Origin of the sequence: Paraburkholderia sediminicola (assembly GCF_046027355.1) — a bacterium.
Classification (GTDB): domain Bacteria; phylum Pseudomonadota; class Gammaproteobacteria; order Burkholderiales; family Burkholderiaceae; genus Paraburkholderia; species Paraburkholderia sediminicola_B.
The window spans coordinates 277,646-292,976 of the sequence record NZ_JAQQEK010000009.1 but is presented as its reverse complement, the minus strand read 5'-3'; the positions used below and the strand labels follow the sequence as shown (position 1 = coordinate 292,976).

General features: G+C 63.3%; 13 protein-coding genes. 4 read left to right on the top strand and 9 right to left on the bottom strand.

The window, feature by feature from the left end:
* The first annotated feature begins 12 nt into the window (after positions 1-12).
* Together PQR42_RS18190 and PQR42_RS18185 are read left to right on the top strand one after the other, a co-directional pair.
* Complete coding sequence (locus PQR42_RS18190; RefSeq protein ID WP_408493689.1) at positions 13-1,263, top strand: JmjC domain-containing protein; 1,251 nt, start codon at positions 13-15, stop codon at positions 1,261-1,263.
* A gap of 232 nt (positions 1,264-1,495) precedes the next feature.
* Positions 1,496-1,771 (top strand): hypothetical protein, encoded by a 276-nt coding sequence (locus PQR42_RS18185; RefSeq protein WP_083772052.1) that lies wholly within the window; start codon positions 1,496-1,498, stop codon positions 1,769-1,771.
* A gap of 143 nt (positions 1,772-1,914) precedes the next feature.
* Here the strand turns inward: PQR42_RS18185 and yoaA are convergent, their stop codons facing one another.
* The 3 genes from yoaA to PQR42_RS18170 all read right to left on the bottom strand — a co-directional run bounded on the left by yoaA (position 1,915) and on the right by PQR42_RS18170 (position 5,494).
* Positions 1,915-4,188, bottom strand: coding sequence for a DNA repair helicase YoaA (gene yoaA / locus PQR42_RS18180; protein WP_408387191.1), 2,274 nt, complete (start codon positions 4,186-4,188; stop codon positions 1,915-1,917).
* 64 nt (positions 4,189-4,252) lie between these two features.
* A complete protein-coding gene (locus PQR42_RS18175; RefSeq protein WP_007181361.1) occupies positions 4,253-4,471 on the bottom strand; it encodes a DUF465 domain-containing protein in 219 nt (72 codons plus the stop codon).
* 126 nt (positions 4,472-4,597) lie between these two features.
* Positions 4,598-5,494 (bottom strand): hypothetical protein, encoded by an 897-nt coding sequence (locus PQR42_RS18170; RefSeq protein ID WP_408447022.1) that lies wholly within the window; start codon positions 5,492-5,494, stop codon positions 4,598-4,600.
* Between PQR42_RS18170 and PQR42_RS18165 the strand changes: the two genes are divergently transcribed.
* Both PQR42_RS18165 and PQR42_RS18160 read left to right on the top strand, forming a co-directional pair.
* Complete coding sequence (locus PQR42_RS18165; RefSeq protein WP_408447027.1) at positions 5,376-5,759, top strand: hypothetical protein; 384 nt, start codon at positions 5,376-5,378, stop codon at positions 5,757-5,759. The genes PQR42_RS18170 and PQR42_RS18165 overlap by 119 nt on opposite strands.
* A gap of 156 nt (positions 5,760-5,915) precedes the next feature.
* The gene (locus PQR42_RS18160; RefSeq protein WP_408387192.1) at positions 5,916-8,264 is read left to right on the top strand and encodes a Tex family protein; all 2,349 of its coding nucleotides are present in this window, start codon (positions 5,916-5,918) and stop codon (positions 8,262-8,264) included.
* Positions 8,265-8,446: 182 nt separating this feature from the next.
* Here PQR42_RS18160 and PQR42_RS18155 read toward each other — a convergent pair whose 3' ends face one another.
* The 6 genes from PQR42_RS18155 to hflC all read right to left on the bottom strand — a co-directional run bounded on the left by PQR42_RS18155 (position 8,447) and on the right by hflC (position 15,329).
* Entirely contained in the window at positions 8,447-10,333 is a 1,887-nt protein-coding gene (locus PQR42_RS18155) for a potassium transporter Kup (RefSeq protein ID WP_408203791.1), read from the bottom strand.
* A 294-nt stretch (positions 10,334-10,627) separates the two neighbouring features.
* Positions 10,628-11,218 carry a phosphoribosyltransferase gene (locus PQR42_RS18150; protein ID WP_168794484.1) on the bottom strand — a complete coding sequence of 197 codons (591 nt, stop codon included), beginning with the start codon at positions 11,216-11,218 and terminating at the stop codon, positions 10,628-10,630.
* 3 nt (positions 11,219-11,221) lie between these two features.
* Positions 11,222-12,568, bottom strand: coding sequence for an adenylosuccinate synthase (locus PQR42_RS18145; RefSeq protein WP_408203787.1), 1,347 nt, complete (start codon positions 12,566-12,568; stop codon positions 11,222-11,224).
* A gap of 214 nt (positions 12,569-12,782) precedes the next feature.
* Entirely contained in the window at positions 12,783-13,934 is a 1,152-nt protein-coding gene (locus PQR42_RS18140) for an ATP phosphoribosyltransferase regulatory subunit (protein WP_408387193.1), read from the bottom strand.
* Between the two features lie 256 nt (positions 13,935-14,190).
* Positions 14,191-14,382 carry a DUF2065 domain-containing protein gene (locus PQR42_RS18135; protein ID WP_408203783.1) on the bottom strand — a complete coding sequence of 64 codons (192 nt, stop codon included), beginning with the start codon at positions 14,380-14,382 and terminating at the stop codon, positions 14,191-14,193.
* 44 nt (positions 14,383-14,426) lie between these two features.
* Positions 14,427-15,329: a protease modulator HflC gene (hflC, locus tag PQR42_RS18130; RefSeq protein ID WP_408387194.1), complete on the bottom strand. Its 903-nt coding sequence runs from the start codon at positions 15,327-15,329 to the stop codon at positions 14,427-14,429.
* Positions 15,330-15,331: the final 2 nt, after the last annotated feature.

Genomic DNA, 15,331 nt, shown 5'->3' with positions numbered 1-15,331 from the left:
TCACATTATACGATGCCCAAGCGGCCCACTGACCACCCGGCCGACGCAGCTTCGGCACGGAATTCGTCGCCGGCTTCAAAGCCGGCTGTTCCGGTTCTCCCGCCTTCGCCAGACACGCCGACACCGCTTCTCGGCAATCTGACGCCGTCGCAATTCATGCGCCGGTACTGGCAGAAAAAGCCGCTGCTGATTCGCCAGGCGATCCCGAACGTCGAGGCGCCGCTCTCGCGTGACGAATTTTTCGAGCTGGCCGACCAGGACGAAGTCGAAGCACGCCTGATCACGCATTTCCGCAATAAATGGCAACTGGAACACGGGCCGTTCGCGCCTGACGAACTGCCTTCGGTGAAGCAACGCGCATGGACGCTCCTCGTGCAAGGCGTGGATCTCTACGACGACCGCGCGCGCGCCTTGCTGGACCGTTTCCGCTTCGTGCCGGACGCGCGTCTCGACGACCTCATGATCTCTTATGCAAGCGACGGCGGCGGCGTAGGCCCGCACTTCGATTCCTACGATGTGTTTCTTTTGCAAGTAAAAGGCAAGCGCCGTTGGCGTATCAGCGCGCAGAAAGATCTGACACTGCAAGCCGGTTTGCCTTTGAAAGTTTTACAGAATTTCCAGCCCGAAGAGGAATGGCTGCTCGAGCCGGGCGACATGTTGTACCTGCCGCCGCACATCGCGCACGACGGCATCGCCGAAGGTGAATGCATGACCTGCTCGATCGGTTTTCGCGCGCCTTCCGCGGGCGAATTGACCGCGCAGTTTCTCTATCATCTGGCCGAGCGCGGCGAGGCGGCGGGTCGGCCAGGCGCGCTGTATCGCGATCCGCAGCAACCCGCCGTCGAGCGTCCGGCCGAGCTGCCCGCGGCGTTGGTCGAAAGGGTTGGCGCAATCCTTGCTGGCGTCAAATGGAATGAGCAGGATATTGCGTCGTTCCTTGGCACGTATCTCAGCGAACCCAAGCCGAGTGTCGTCTTTGATCCGCCGCAAAGGCCGCTTAATGAAGCCCGTTTCATCAGTCAGGCATCGAAGTCAGGTATTCGGCTGGACCGCAAGACTAATTTGTTGTACAACCGCCGTTTTTTCTTCGTAAATGGAGAGGAAACGGCATTCAATGGCGCAAAAAAGTGGTTGTTTGACCTCGCAAATCACCGCTGTATGAGTGCGAAACGCTTTGTAACACTCTCACACGATTCGTCGGTGACAGCACGGCTACACGAGTGGTATTGTGCGGGCTGGATACAAGTGGGCGAGCTTGCGTAACTCTGCCTGCCTGCTATACCGTACAGTGAAATTTTGTATGAGAAAGACAACGTATTGACCCCGGATTTATGGATTGTCAGTACGAAAGTGCATATAATTTCCGCCCAAGCCGTAGGGAAGATTCGAGCTCGTCAAAAGAGCTTCTCCACCAGCGGCCCAGGTCGGTGTTGGAGCACATTACCGGTTTTATTTTGCGCTGTTGCTTACCTTTAAACCATAAAAGGACGTGATCATGAAGAAATCCCTCCTCGTAGCATCCCTGTTGGCAGCTGTGGCACTGGCTGCGTGCAACAAGAGCAACGACCAAGCCGCTGCCCCGGCTAGCGACGCAGCTGCTGCTTCGGCACCGGCTGCTGCAGCTTCGGATTCGGCTGCTGCTGCTTCGGGTGCTGCTGCTGCTGCGAGCGACGCTGCTGCTTCGGCTACGACCGCTGCTTCGGACGCAGGCGCTGCTGCTTCGGACGCTGCTGCTTCGGCTGCTGCTCCGGCTTCGGGCGCAAGCCAGTAAGCTGTCGCATAGGGTTCGCCTCTGGGCGAAAACTGCCCGGGAAATCATCGCGATTTCCCGGGCAGTAAAGCAAAACGCCACGGATTCACATCCGTGGCGTTTTGTCATTTAAGCGCCGCTTTTTACAGCGGCGTTGATTGATTCTAATCAGCCTGATCAGCCTGTTGTGCCGGCGTGGCGTTCTCTTCGAAGAACTCGCGCACGACCTCGATCTCACGTGTGCGCTTGAATGGCGGCAGGCTCTGCCAGATACGGCGCCCATACGGTTTGTCGACGAGACGTGTGTCGCAGATCATCAGCACGCCGCGATCGGTCTCAGCGCGAATCAGACGGCCAGCGCCCTGCTTCAGCGTGATCACGGCCTGCGGCAGCTGATGCACGGCGAATGGGCTCAAGCCTTTCTTGGTCAGCGCGTCGAGTCGCGCCGACAGCACCGGGTCGTCAGGCGGCGCGAACGGCAGCTTGTCGATCACCACTAGCGACAATGCGTCGCCGCGCACGTCCACGCCTTCCCAGAAGCTCTGGCTGCCCACCAGAATCGCGTTGCCGTAAGAGCGGAAGCGATCCAGCAATTCGGTGCGGCTCGCATCGCCCTGCACGAGCAGCGGATAGTCCCAGCCGCGCGCTTCGATCGTGTCGCGCAGCTTGGTGGAGATGCGGTCCACCGCGCGCAGTGTGGTGCACAACATGAAGACGCCGCCGCCCGATGCTTCGATCGCCGGCAACGCGGCGTCGAAGACGGCGTCGGTGAACATCGGCGATGACGGCTGCGGCAAATTGCGCGGCACGTACAGCAGCCCCTGCGTCGGATAGTCGAAGGGACTGGGCAGCGTCATCGAGCGTTTCGCGTTCAGGCCCATCTGCGCGGCGTAGTGCGTGAAATCGCCGCGCACCGACAGCGTGGCCGACGTGAAGATCCACGCGCGCGGCACACCGGCGCGCTGCTTCGCGAAGATCGGCGCGACCGATAACGGCGTTTCGTGCAACTGCACGGTATGCGAGAAGACTTCGATCCAGCGCACCTTTTCGTTCGGGTCGGCGCGTTCGGTTTTGCCATCGGCAGAGGCGGCGTCAGCGGCCTCGCGCTCGGTCTGCGTGGGCGGCGTGGTCCAGCCGGCAAGCACGCCTTGCAACTCGCGTGCGCGGCGCAGACACGCACCGATCGATTCCGCTCGCTCGGCCTGACCCGCCAGCGCGGACGCCAATGCATCGAGTTCGGTTTCAAGCGTTTCGAGCGCGGGGAACAATGGATGATCGTCAGGCAACTGGCCGATCGACAAGCGCACCGAGTCTTCCTTGAAGGCAAGCCGCACATCGCGCGCGGCGCGCTCGAGCGTCGCGCCGAGCTTGACCCAGTCGACTGTTTCACGCGCATGCCCCAAACCTTCGGCCACTGAATCGCGAGCGAGCTCGAGAAACTGTGTGGTCGAAAGCGTCTCGCCGAAGAACAGCGTCGCCGTCTCGGGCAGTTGATGCGCTTCGTCGAAGATGATCGTGTTGGCGGTGGGCAGTAGCTCAGCCATGCCCGTATCGCGCAACATGATGTCGGCGAAAAACAGATGGTGATTCACCACCACGATATCCGCCTGCTGCGCCTCGCGGCGCGCCTGCATTACAAAGCAGTCCTTGTAATGCGGGCACTCCTGGCCGAGACAGTTTTCACGCGTGGACGTGACCATCGACCACACGGCGGCCGTTTCGGGCACGCTCGCCAGTTCGGCCTTGTCGCCGGTGCGCGTGATCTTCGCGAAGCGCACGATGTCCTGCAGATACGAGGTTTCCTGGCGCGACGGCAGACGGCCGTTATCCGCGGTGCGCTGCAAATAGTAGTGGCACAGGTAATTCGCGCGGCCCTTGAGCATGGCGACCGACACCGGCACCGCGAGCGCATCGCGCACGGTCGGAATGTCGCGCTGAAAAAGCTGATCCTGCAGATGCTTCGTGCCGGTGGAGACGATCACCTTGCCGCCCCACAACATGGCCGGCACCAGATACGCATAGGTCTTGCCGGTGCCCGTACCGGCTTCGACGATCAGCGTGTTCTCGCTGCCGTCCAGCCCGCCCGATTCGGCGCCCTCAGCGGCCTCGGCGGCGGCATCGGCACCTGCCCCCTGCAGACGCCGCGCCGGGCGCTTCTGCGCCTCGAACATGGCCGGCTCGGGCATTGCGCGGCCCGACGCTTCCATGGCCGCGGCCACGGCGCGCGACATTTCGATCTGCGACGCGCGCGAGCGGTAGCCGTCGATCTGACGGGCCAGCAAACCATTGGCGGCGAAGATCTCGTCCAGTTCGGCGACGCGGCGCGGATTCAGCGACGCGCTCAGTGCGGACGCGGCGGGACGCGGCGCCGGTGTAACGGCTCCTGATGCGTCGTCGCCCGGCGTGGCACGGGATGAAGTTTCAAGCGGTGAATTCAAGGCAAGCGTTTCCTGCAAAGTCCGGCTCGCGCGGCGCGCGCCCGGCGCCTGCCAGGCCGCGAACTCAGGCGCGTGCGTCCGGTTCGAGCTGCAATTGCAGCAAGATGATGGTGTCCTTGACTTTGAGTTTGCGCTTTTTCAGGCGCTGCAACTCGAAGTCGTCGATGCCGGGCTCATCCGACATTCGGTCGATCAAGCGGTCGAGCCCACTATGCTCCGATTCCAGTTGCAGAATGCGGTCGCGAAGTGTGTCCGCGTTGATGACGTGATGTTGATCGCGCATGCTCGCCTCCTCTCGTCGACGGCGCGGGCTGCGTGTGCGGCCCGCTACCTGAGGTTGCTGTCCGGCTTAAAACGCGTTACGGCGGCTACGGCCCTGTCACACACGCTCAGGGCCCCTTCAGCACGCTTACTGCTGTTGTTGCTGCTGCTTTTGCTGCTCTTCCTGTTGCTGCTGTTTCAGCGCGTCCTGACGCTTCTGCTCGGCTTTCTCGGCCGCCTGTTTCTGACGCGCCTCCACGTCGGCCTTGTGCTGCGCCGCGTCCGCCTGCTTCTTCTCGAAGCTCTGCTGCTTCTGCACGCGCTCCTGCGCCTTCTGCGCGCCTTGCGCACGCGCCTCGTCGAGCTTGCGCTGGAAGTCGCCCTGCTTCTGATCGTACGCCTGCTGGTTGGCCGCCGCCTGCGACGGGCTGATGCCGCGCTGCGCCTGATCCAGCGCATGCTGACGCTGCTTCTCCTGATAGGCCTGCGCATTCGAGCTGCGCTGCGGCGCTTCGGCGGCGCGCTGCGCCTGATCGAGCTGATGCTGACGCTGCTTGTCTTCGTAAGCCTGGGCGTTGCGCGCGTCCTCGGCGGCACGCTGCGGCGCGCTCGCTTCGTCCTGCGCGCGCTTGATCGCGGCCTGCTCGTCACGCACGCGGGCACGCTGCGTGCGCTGTTCGCCGTCGAGCGCGAGCTGTTCCTTGCGAATGTCGGCCTGCACCGAGCGCATGCTGTCGCGCGCCTTGTTCAGGCAATAGTTGACGAAGAACTTGCTATAGCAGTCGTGTTCCGCGACGCCGTAGCGATAGTTGTTCTCCTCGGTGCGCTGATCCAGGACTTTTTGCCGCGCGTCGAAATCGCTGCCCGACGATACCGCGTTGCCGGCGTTGTCCGTGCCGTCGGCATTCGCAGCGCCCTGCGCCTTCGTGGCGCTCATGGCCTGCGCGCCCGATGCTGCGGCCGGCGTCAAGGCGCCTGCGGGCCGCGCCGCGCTGCTGTTCGCCGGCGTCACGGATTGCGCCACGGCCGGCGCGGACACGGCCAGCGCGACGGCCAGCACACACGACGCGCACGACGCGAAAAACACCCCATTGGAGAGGAACGCGGACCTGAACACGGAGCGCGGCGCCGACACGAGCGAGGCGAACGAAGAACGTGGCAAACCCGGTGACGAACCCGGCGACAAAAACGGCAGCAGTTGTGACAAGCGAGAGACCAAGCGGGAGCCCAGGCAGTTGAGGGACAAGGAGATCGGCAACGTCGTAGAGGGTCAACGGAACATGCCCGAAATTCTATCACCCTGCGGTTGAGCCCTTTTGCATTTATGGCAAAATGCCCCGCTCCAGCAACCTGGTCGCAGCGCGCACGCCCGGCGTGCCCCGACGTGCCTCAAGTGGCCCTCATGTGCCCTCACGCAGCGTCAGCGCGCGGCCCCCGAACTGAGTCCGCAGGAACACCAAGACCTTATGACGGAAACCGTAGCACTCAAGATCGTACAGCGCATCGCCGCCGAACTGTCCGTCCAGCCGCGCCAGGTCGCGGCCGCGGTGCAACTTCTCGACGAAGGAGCGACTGTTCCGTTCATCGCCCGCTACCGTAAGGAAGTGACCGACAATCTCGACGACACGCAACTGCGCAACCTCGAGGAACGCCTGCTGTATCTACGCGAGCTGGAAGACCGGCGCGCCGCGATCATCGCCAGCATCGACGAACAGGGCAAGCTCACCGACGAGCTGCGCGCCGCGATCGAAGGCGCCGACAGCAAACAGGTGCTGGAAGACCTGTATCTCCCGTACAAGCCGAAGCGCCGCACGCGCGCGCAGATCGCCCGCGAAGCCGGCCTGCAGCCGCTCGCCGACGCGCTGCTGGCCAATCCCCTGCTCGACCCGCAAACCGAAGCCGCCGCCTACGTGGACGCCGAGAAAGGCGTCGCCGACGTCAAGGCCGCGCTCGACGGCGCGCGCGACATTCTCTCGGAACAGTTCGGCGAAACGGCCGAGCTGCTTGGCAAGCTGCGCGACTACCTGTTCAACCAGGGCGTGGTGTCGTCGAAAGTGGTGGAAGGCAAGGAAAACGCCGAGGAAGAGAAATTCCGCGACTACTACGACTACGCGGAAACCATCCGCACCGTGCCGTCGCATCGCGCGCTGGCGCTGTTCCGCGGCCGCAATGCGGGCGTGCTGATGGTCAAGCTGGGCTTGGGCGAGGAACTCGACGCGCAGGTGCCGCATCCGGGCGAAGCGATGATAGCGCGCCACTTCGGCATCGCCAACCAGAACCGGCCGGCCGACAAGTGGCTCTCCGACGTGTGCCGCTGGTGCTGGCGCGTGAAGGTGCAGCCGCACATCGAAAACGAACTGCTGACCAATCTGCGCGACGAAGCCGAGCACGAAGCGATTCGCGTGTTCGCGCGCAATCTGAAGGACTTGCTGCTGGCCGCACCCGCGGGCCCGAAGGCCGTGATCGGCCTCGATCCTGGCATGCGTACCGGCGTGAAAGTCGCGGTGGTCGATCGGACCGGCAAGGTGCTCGCCACCGACGTAATCTATCCGCACGAGCCGCGCCGCGACTGGGACGGTTCGATCGCGAAACTCGCGCGCATCTGCGCGCAGACGCAGGCTGAACTGATCAGCATCGGCAACGGCACGGCGTCGCGTGAAACGGACAAGCTCGCGAGCGAACTGATCGCGCGTCATCCGGAATTCAAGCTGCAGAAGATCGTCGTGTCCGAAGCCGGCGCGTCGGTGTACTCGGCCTCCGAACTCGCGGCGAAGGAATTCCCCGACATGGACGTGTCGCTGCGCGGCGCGGTGTCGATCGCGCGCCGTCTGCAGGATCCGCTCGCCGAACTCGTGAAGATCGAGCCGAAGGCGATCGGCGTCGGCCAGTACCAGCACGACGTGAATCAGCGCGAACTGGCCCGCTCGCTCGATGCGGTGGTGGAAGACTGCGTGAACGCCGTCGGCGTGGATGCGAATACGGCTTCCGTCGCCCTGCTCGCTCGCGTCTCGGGTCTGAATGCCACGCTGGCGCGCAACATCGTCGACTATCGCGATGCGAACGGTCCGTTCCCGTCGCGCGAGCATCTGCGCAAGGTGCCGCGTCTGGGCGACAAGACGTTCGAGCAGGCAGCCGGGTTCCTGCGCATCAACAACGGCGAGAATCCGCTCGACCGCTCGTCGGTTCACCCGGAAGCGTATCCGGTCGTCGAACGCATGCTGGCGAAAATCAGCAAGCATGTCGGTGAAGTGCTGGGCAATCGCGACGCATTGCGCGGACTGTCGCCCGCGGAATTCGTCGACGATCGTTTCGGCCTGCCGACCGTGCGTGACATTCTGCTCGAACTCGAAAAGCCGGGCCGCGATCCGCGTCCCGAGTTCAAGACCGCGACGTTCCGCGAAGGCGTCGAGAAGGTCAGCGATCTGACGCCGGGCATGGTGCTCGAAGGCGTCGTGACGAACGTGGCGGCGTTCGGCGCGTTCATCGACATCGGCGTGCATCAGGACGGTCTGGTGCACGTGTCGGCCATGTCGACGAAGTTCATCAAGGACCCGCATGAAGTCGTCAAGGCCGGCCAGATCGTCAAGGTGAAGGTGCTGGAAGTCGACGTGAAGCGTCAGCGTATCGCGCTGACGATGCGGATGGATGACGAGGTCGGTGTAGCCGCGGCGCGCAGCGGTGGCGGCGCTCAGCAGGATCGCGGCGGCGCGGGCCGCTCAAGCGGCGGTGGACGCGGCGCGCCGCAACAGCGCTCGCGCGAGCCGGAATCGGGCGGCGCGATGGCGGCTGCGTTCGCCAAGCTCAAGCAGAAGTAAGTTTGCTGCGGTTAGGGCGCGTGATTCGCTCACGCGCCTGCTGAGCTTGTTGAGCTTGTTGAGCACCGTGCGGTGCTCGATCAGTCGATCACTCGCACCAGCGCCAAACAAAAAGCCCACGCATTCGCGTGGGCTTTTTTTCGCGCCTTGAACATGAGGCGCTTGAGAATCAGCAGCGACCGTCAGATCTCGATCTTGGTCCCCAACTCCACCACCCGATTCGCCGGAATACTAAAGAAGTCCGTCGGCTTCGCAGCGTTCTGATGCATCCATGCGAACACACGTTCGCGCCACACCGACATGCCCGGCAGTTGCGTCGGCACCACCGTTTCGCGCGCGAGGAAGAACGACGTGTCCATCATCTCGAAGGTCATGTCGCGGGTGCGGCCGACTTCGAGCAGCACCGCCTTCACGTCCGGCGTTTCGTTGAAACCGTAGGCCGCCTTGACGAGATACAGGCCGCCGTCGATATCCTTGACCGTCACACGCTCCAAGTCGTTCACATACGGAATATCACGCGTCACGAAGGTCAGGAAGATGGTGCGCTCATGCAGCACCTTGTTGTGCTTCAGGTTGTGCAGCAGGCTCACCGGCACGAGCGAATCGCTGCCGGTCAGATAGATCGCCGTACCCGACACGCGATGCGGCGGATGCGCGAGCAAGCCCTGCAGGAACGGCATGAGCGGAATACCGTCCGCGGCCGTGCGTTCCTTGACGATCATGCGGCCCTTGAACCAGGTCATCAGCAGGAAGAACAGCAACGCGCCAATGCCGAGCGGCAACCACCCGCCTTCTTCCACCTTCAGCAGGTTGGCGCCGAAAAATCCTAGATCGACCGTCATGAACACGCCGATAATCAGCGCCACCAGCAGCTTGTTCCAGTTCCACACGTTCACCATCACGACGCAGGCGAGAATCGTGGTGATCACCATGGTGGCCGTCACCGCGATACCGTACGCGGCCGCGAGATTGTCCGAGCTCTTGAACGCAATCACGATGCACAGAATGATGAACAGCAGCATCCAGTTCACCACCGGCACATAGATCTGGCCGATCGCCAGTTCCGACGTGTGCAGGATCTTCATGCGCGGCACATAGCCGAGCTGGATTGCCTGGCTCGTCAGCGAATAAGCGCCGGAAATCACGGCCTGCGAGGCGATCACGGTCGCGACGGTCGAGAGCACGACGAGCGGCAGCAAGGCCCAGTCCGGTGCGAGCAGGAAGAACGGATTTTCGATGGCCTTTGGATCGTGCATCAGCAGCGCGCCCTGGCCAAAGTAGTTCAGCACCAGCGAAGGCATCACCAGGAAATACCACGCCATGCGGATCGGCTTGGCACCGAAGTGGCCCATGTCGGCGTACAGCGCTTCGGCGCCGGTCAGCACCAGCACGACCGAGCCGAGCACCACGTAGGCCTGCAGCACATGCGCGGCCATGAAGGTGTAAGCGTAATACGGGTTCAGCGCGCGGATCACATTCGGCGACTGCAGGATATGCCACAGGCCGAGCACCGCGAGCACAATGAACCACACCACCATGATCGGACCGAACAGACGGCCGACCATCGCCGTGCCGTGCCGCTGAATCCAGAACAGCAGCACGAGGATCACCATGGTCAGCGGCAGCACCAAATGCGACAGATGCGGCGCGGCGATCTCGAGACCCTCGACTGCGGAGATCACCGAAATGGCCGGCGTGATCACCGCGTCGCCATAGAACATGCAGGCGCCGAATATGCCGAGCATCACCAGCAAGCCGGCCATTTTCGACTTCTCGTCGAGCGAGCGCAGCGCCAGCGCCATCAACGCGAGCACACCGCCCTCGCCGTTATTGTCCGCGCGCATCACGAACAACACGTACTTGACGCCGACCACGATCACGATCGCCCAGAACAGCAGCGAGATCACACCCAGGATTGATTGATCGGTCAGCGGAATGCCGTGAGAGGGGCTGAAGGCTTCTTTCAGCGAGTACAACGGGCTCGTGCCGATATCGCCGAACACCACTCCGATCGCAGCGAGAGCGAGGGAAGGCAGAGGCTGTTTGTGCACGTGATTGTTATCTGTCATAAACGCGAGGAAATCCGTTCCCTGAGCGGAAAAACGACCGCCATTCTAAACTGCCAGCATGGCGCCGCCCGGCTTGTTGTGGATACACCACGTGATGGTCCGCGCAGTGTAGCACCGCGATATGAGCGCGTCTGCTGCGCGAACCGCATTGCCGGCATCGCCGATGCGTGGTTTGCGAAGCGCGCGCGCACCGGCTCACACATAAAAAAACGGAGCCCAATGGGCTCCGTTTTGCGAGACTGCGCAGGGTACGGCGCGAGGTACGACGCAACACGTTCGGCGCCGAAGTGCGCATCACTCCCCCGACGACTCCTGCGCCTGCTGCATGCCGCGCTTGATCCACGCGCCGAGGTTATGCGGACGAACCGTATCCCACTCCTCGAACGGTTGATGGATCCACGGATTGGTGGGCAGATACTGCACGTGGTAATCGGGCTTCACCTTCGAGCAGCCCTTGTACCAAAGCACCGCCGAGCGCACCGCGGTGATCGCCGGATAACGCTCTTTCAGATGCTGTTGAACACGCGCGAGCGTCACGCCCGAGTCGACCAGGTCGTCGACCAGCAGCACGTTGCCGTGCAGCTCGCCACGCGTCATGGTGATGTATTGCGCGATGTCGAGTTCGCCCTGCTCCGTGCCGGCCGCTTCACGATACGAACTCGTGGCGAGAATCGCCAACGGCAGATCGTAAATACGCGAGAGTTGATCGCCGACGCGCAAACCGCCGCGCGCGAGGCACAGGATCTTGTCGAATTTCCAGCCCGATTCGTGCACCTGCAACGCCAGCAATTCGATCAGCCGGTGATACTCGTCCCAGCCGACCCACAGATTCTTGTCGTCGTTGCGCGGATCTTTCATCGCAATCATGGGTACACCTTGCACCATGGCTTAAACCTTGAACGGATGACGAAGCAGAATCGTTTCGTCGCGATCCGGACCGGTCGACACCATGTCGATCGGAATGCCCGCGACTTCCTGCACACGCGACAGATAAGCGCGCGCATTCGCGGGCAGCTTGTCCCATTCCTTGATGCCGACGGTGCTTTCCTTCCAGCCCGCAAAGGTTTCGTACACCGGCACGCAACGCGCGACTTCCGACGCGCCGCGCGGCAGCAGATCGACGTTCTTGCCGTCGACCGTGTAGCCGACGCACAGCTTCACTTCGTCGAGACCGTCGAGCACGTCGAGCTTGGTCATGCACAGACCCGACACGCCGTTGATCTGGATCGAGCGGCGCAGCGCGGCGGCGTCGAGCCAGCCGGTGCGGCGCGGACGGCCGGTGACCGAGCCGAATTCCTTGCCGACGGTAGCCAGTTCGAGGCCGATCGCTTCCTGACGGGCGGCGTTGTCCGCGTCGTACAGTTCGCTCGGGAACGGGCCCGAACCGACGCGCGTGCAGTACGCCTTGGTAATGCCGAGAATGTAGTTCAGCTTTTGCGGACCGACGCCCGCGCCCGACGTGGCCGCACCCGCCACGCAGTTGCTCGACGTGACGTACGGATACGTGCCGTGGTCGATGTCGAGCAGCGTGCCTTGCGCACCTTCGAACAGCAGGTTGCTGCCGGCGGCGTTCGCGTCGTACAGACGGCGCGACACGTCGGTGACCATCGGCTTCAAACGGTCGGCATAGCTGAGCATCGTGTCGAGCGTTTGCTGGAAGTCGACAGCGGCGACGCCCAGGTATTGCGTCAACACGAAGTTGTGATAGTCGAGGTTTTCACGCAGACGTTCGGCGAAGGTCTCCGGCTCGAACAGGTCCTGCACGCGCAAACCGCGGCGCGCCACCTTGTCTTCGTAGGCCGGGCCGATACCGCGGCCGGTGGTGCCGATCTTGCCCGCGCCACGGCGCGCTTCGCGGCCCTGGTCGATGGCGATGTGATACGGCAGGATCAGGGTGGTGGCTTCGGAAATGAAGAGGCGATTCTGAACATCGACCCCGGCGGCTTCGAGCTCGCCGATTTCCTTGAACAGCGCTTCCGGCGACAACACGACGCCATTGCCGATGTAGCACGCGACGCCGGGATGCATGATGCCCGACGGAATCAGACGCAAGATGGTTTTCTTGCCACCGATGATGAGCGTGTGACCGGCATTGTGACCGCCCTGGAAGCGAACGACGCCTTGAGCGTGGTCCGTCAACCAGTCGACGATCTTGCCCTTGCCCTCATCACCCCACTGGGTTCCCACGACGACGACGTTACGCCCGGGGTTCACATTCACTGCGCTGGCAGACATGTTGTTTCGTAAGCTGGTTAAAAACGTATTCTACCTATGTTCGCGGAACCTTCCGAATTTTTCCGTTTCCGCTCAACGGTATGCACGTTATGTTGGGTATGGCGAAAGTAGCGCGACCGGTGGCCGCGCCGCGTTTTAGCGGCACGTTCGATGCCGCCTGAGATGCGCTGAGGATCGCCCTCAAGCGCGTCTAACAGACACTCGGTCAACGCGCTCAGGCGCGCGATTCGACGACCCAGTTACCGTTGCGCTCGACCAACACGCGGTCGAACGCGAATTCGTCCAGATCGTGTTCATGGCCGGGCAGCGCCTGAATCACCACTTCGCCGGCATCGCGCAACGCGGCGACGCTCACGCGCAGTGCTTCGTCGTGCTGCCACGGCGCGAGAATCGCGCTGCTGCGTGCTTCGACTGGTGAAATCCGCGCCACTTCGCGCAGATCGAGCGAAAAGCCGGTAGCCGCCCGCGCACGGCCGTACGCCTGACCCACGTGGTCGTAACGGCCGCCGCGCGCCACCGCGTTCGGCACACCGTCCACATACGCCGAGAACATCACGCCGCTGTGGTAAGCATAGCCGCGCAGATCGGCGAGATCGATCATCACTTCGGCGCCGTCCACCTGGCTCGCGAGGAACGCAAGATCGTCGAGCGCGCGAGCGATGGCCGGCGCGTTCGGCAAGCGAGCGCGGGCTTCGTCGAGCACCGAGGCGTCGCCGTACAGCGTGGGCAGCGCGCGCAAGGCGTCGCGGATCACCGGCGTGAGGTTGGCCGTCAGTTCGACGAGACGCGGCACGTCCTTGCCCGCCAGCGCGTCATAAAGCGACTGCCCCAGTTCGGCCGCGGCCGGCTCGGCTTCGATCAGTGCGGCGAGCACGCCCGCGTGGCACAGATCGAGGCGCACTTTCGCGAGGCCGGCCAGACGCAGCGCGTCGAGCATCAGTTGCTGGATTTCCAGGTCCGCTTCGAGACCGGCGTGTCCGTAGATTTCCGCGCCGATCTGGATCTGCTCACGCGTGGCGTGCAGGCCGCGCGGACGCGTATGCGCCACATTGCCCGCATAGCAAAGACGCGTCACGCCCTGGCGATTCAGCAGGTGCGCGTCGATACGCGCGACCTGCGGCGTGATGTCCGCGCGCAGACCAAGCGTGCGCCCGGACAGTTGATCGACCAGTTTGAAGGTCCGCAGATTCAGATCGTGTCCGCCGCCGGTCAGCAGCGACTCGATGTACTCGAGCAACGGCGGCATGACCATCTCGTAGCCGTACGAGCGGAAACGGTCCAGCAAATGGCGCCGCAATTCTTCGATCTTGCGGGCTTCCGACGGCAGCACGTCGGCGATATTCTCGGGAAGTAACCAGGTCGACATCGATACAGTCCTACGACGTTGAACACGGCGGCTGAGTGCGCCGGTAAGTGAGTGTGAATGGCGGGCGGCGGCTCGATTTTGGCGGCCATCGCGGGCGTCTGGATTGCCGGCAACGACCGCATCCGGCTTTTGGCCGCGGGGCGATGCACTACGCGGCGTTCACGCCGCGGCTGCTTGCTTGCGGCCGCCGGGCTATGTATGACCCGCGCCGCCGCCAGTCCGCCAGGCCGCGAGGCCATCGGCAAAACAAGCCGCATCAAGTCACGATAAACAGCAGGATCAGCCCGAGCACCATTACGATCAGGCCACCCACGCGAATCTGATGCGACGGCCGTTCCGCTATTTTACGGAACGTGTCGCGCCAGGCGCTCGGAAAAACGAAGGGAAACATTCCCTCGATAATCAGCATCAACGCGATCGCGAGCAGTAACGAGCCGGCTATATCCATGCGAGTCAAAGGGCCGCGATGCGGGTGCCGCGGCGTTCCGGTTATCAGGGTTTGCGCGGGACCGCGGGAGCGTCCGGGGCAGCGCCGCCGGTCGGGCTACGCATGAAGCGGAAGAACTCGTTGCTCGGGTCGACCACGATCACGTCGCCCGGCTTGAAGGTGTTCTTGTACGCCTGCATGCTTTGATAGAACTGGTAGAACTGCGGGTCGCTGCCGTAAGCGTCGGCGGCGATTTGCGCTGCCTTGGCATCGCCCTCGCCCTTGATGGTCTGCGCCTGGCGATAACCGTCCGCGAGAATCGCCTGTTGCTGGCCGACCGCGTCTTCCTTGATCTTGTCGGCTTCGGCGGTGCCCTTCGCGCGTTCGTCGGCCGCGACCTGCTGGCGCGCGGCGATCATGCGCTTGTAGACGGAGTCGGCCATCGACGCGGGGAAATCGACGCGCGTCAACTGCACGTCGACCACCGACACGCCAAGCGATGCCGCAGCCTTGTCCATCGCGGCGCGCGCTTCGTCGGCGACGGCCTGCTGCCGCGCGAGCGCGTCGGACAGGGTGACTTTCGCGAACGCATCGCCGAGCGCGCTGCGCGACAGCAACGCGAGCCGGTCCGGCAGGCTCTGCGCATCGCCGCGGGTTTCGGCGAGTAGCTTGAGCGGATCGGTGACGCGGTATTTGAGGACCGGGTTGGCCAGCAGATCGATCTTGTCGGATGTCACGTAGCGGTCTTCGTCCGGCGCGTCGAGCGACTGGATGCGGTTGTCGACCAACGTGACCGTTTGCAGCGGCGGCGGCAGTTTCACGTGCAGGCCAGGGCCGAGCAGGCTCGGCGCCTCGTCGCCATGCGAGGACAGCACCGCCATGTGGCGCTGATCGACGACGAACAGCATCGACGAAGCAGCGAACAGCACAATGACGATAGCCACGACGAGCGCAATGATCTTGTTCATGA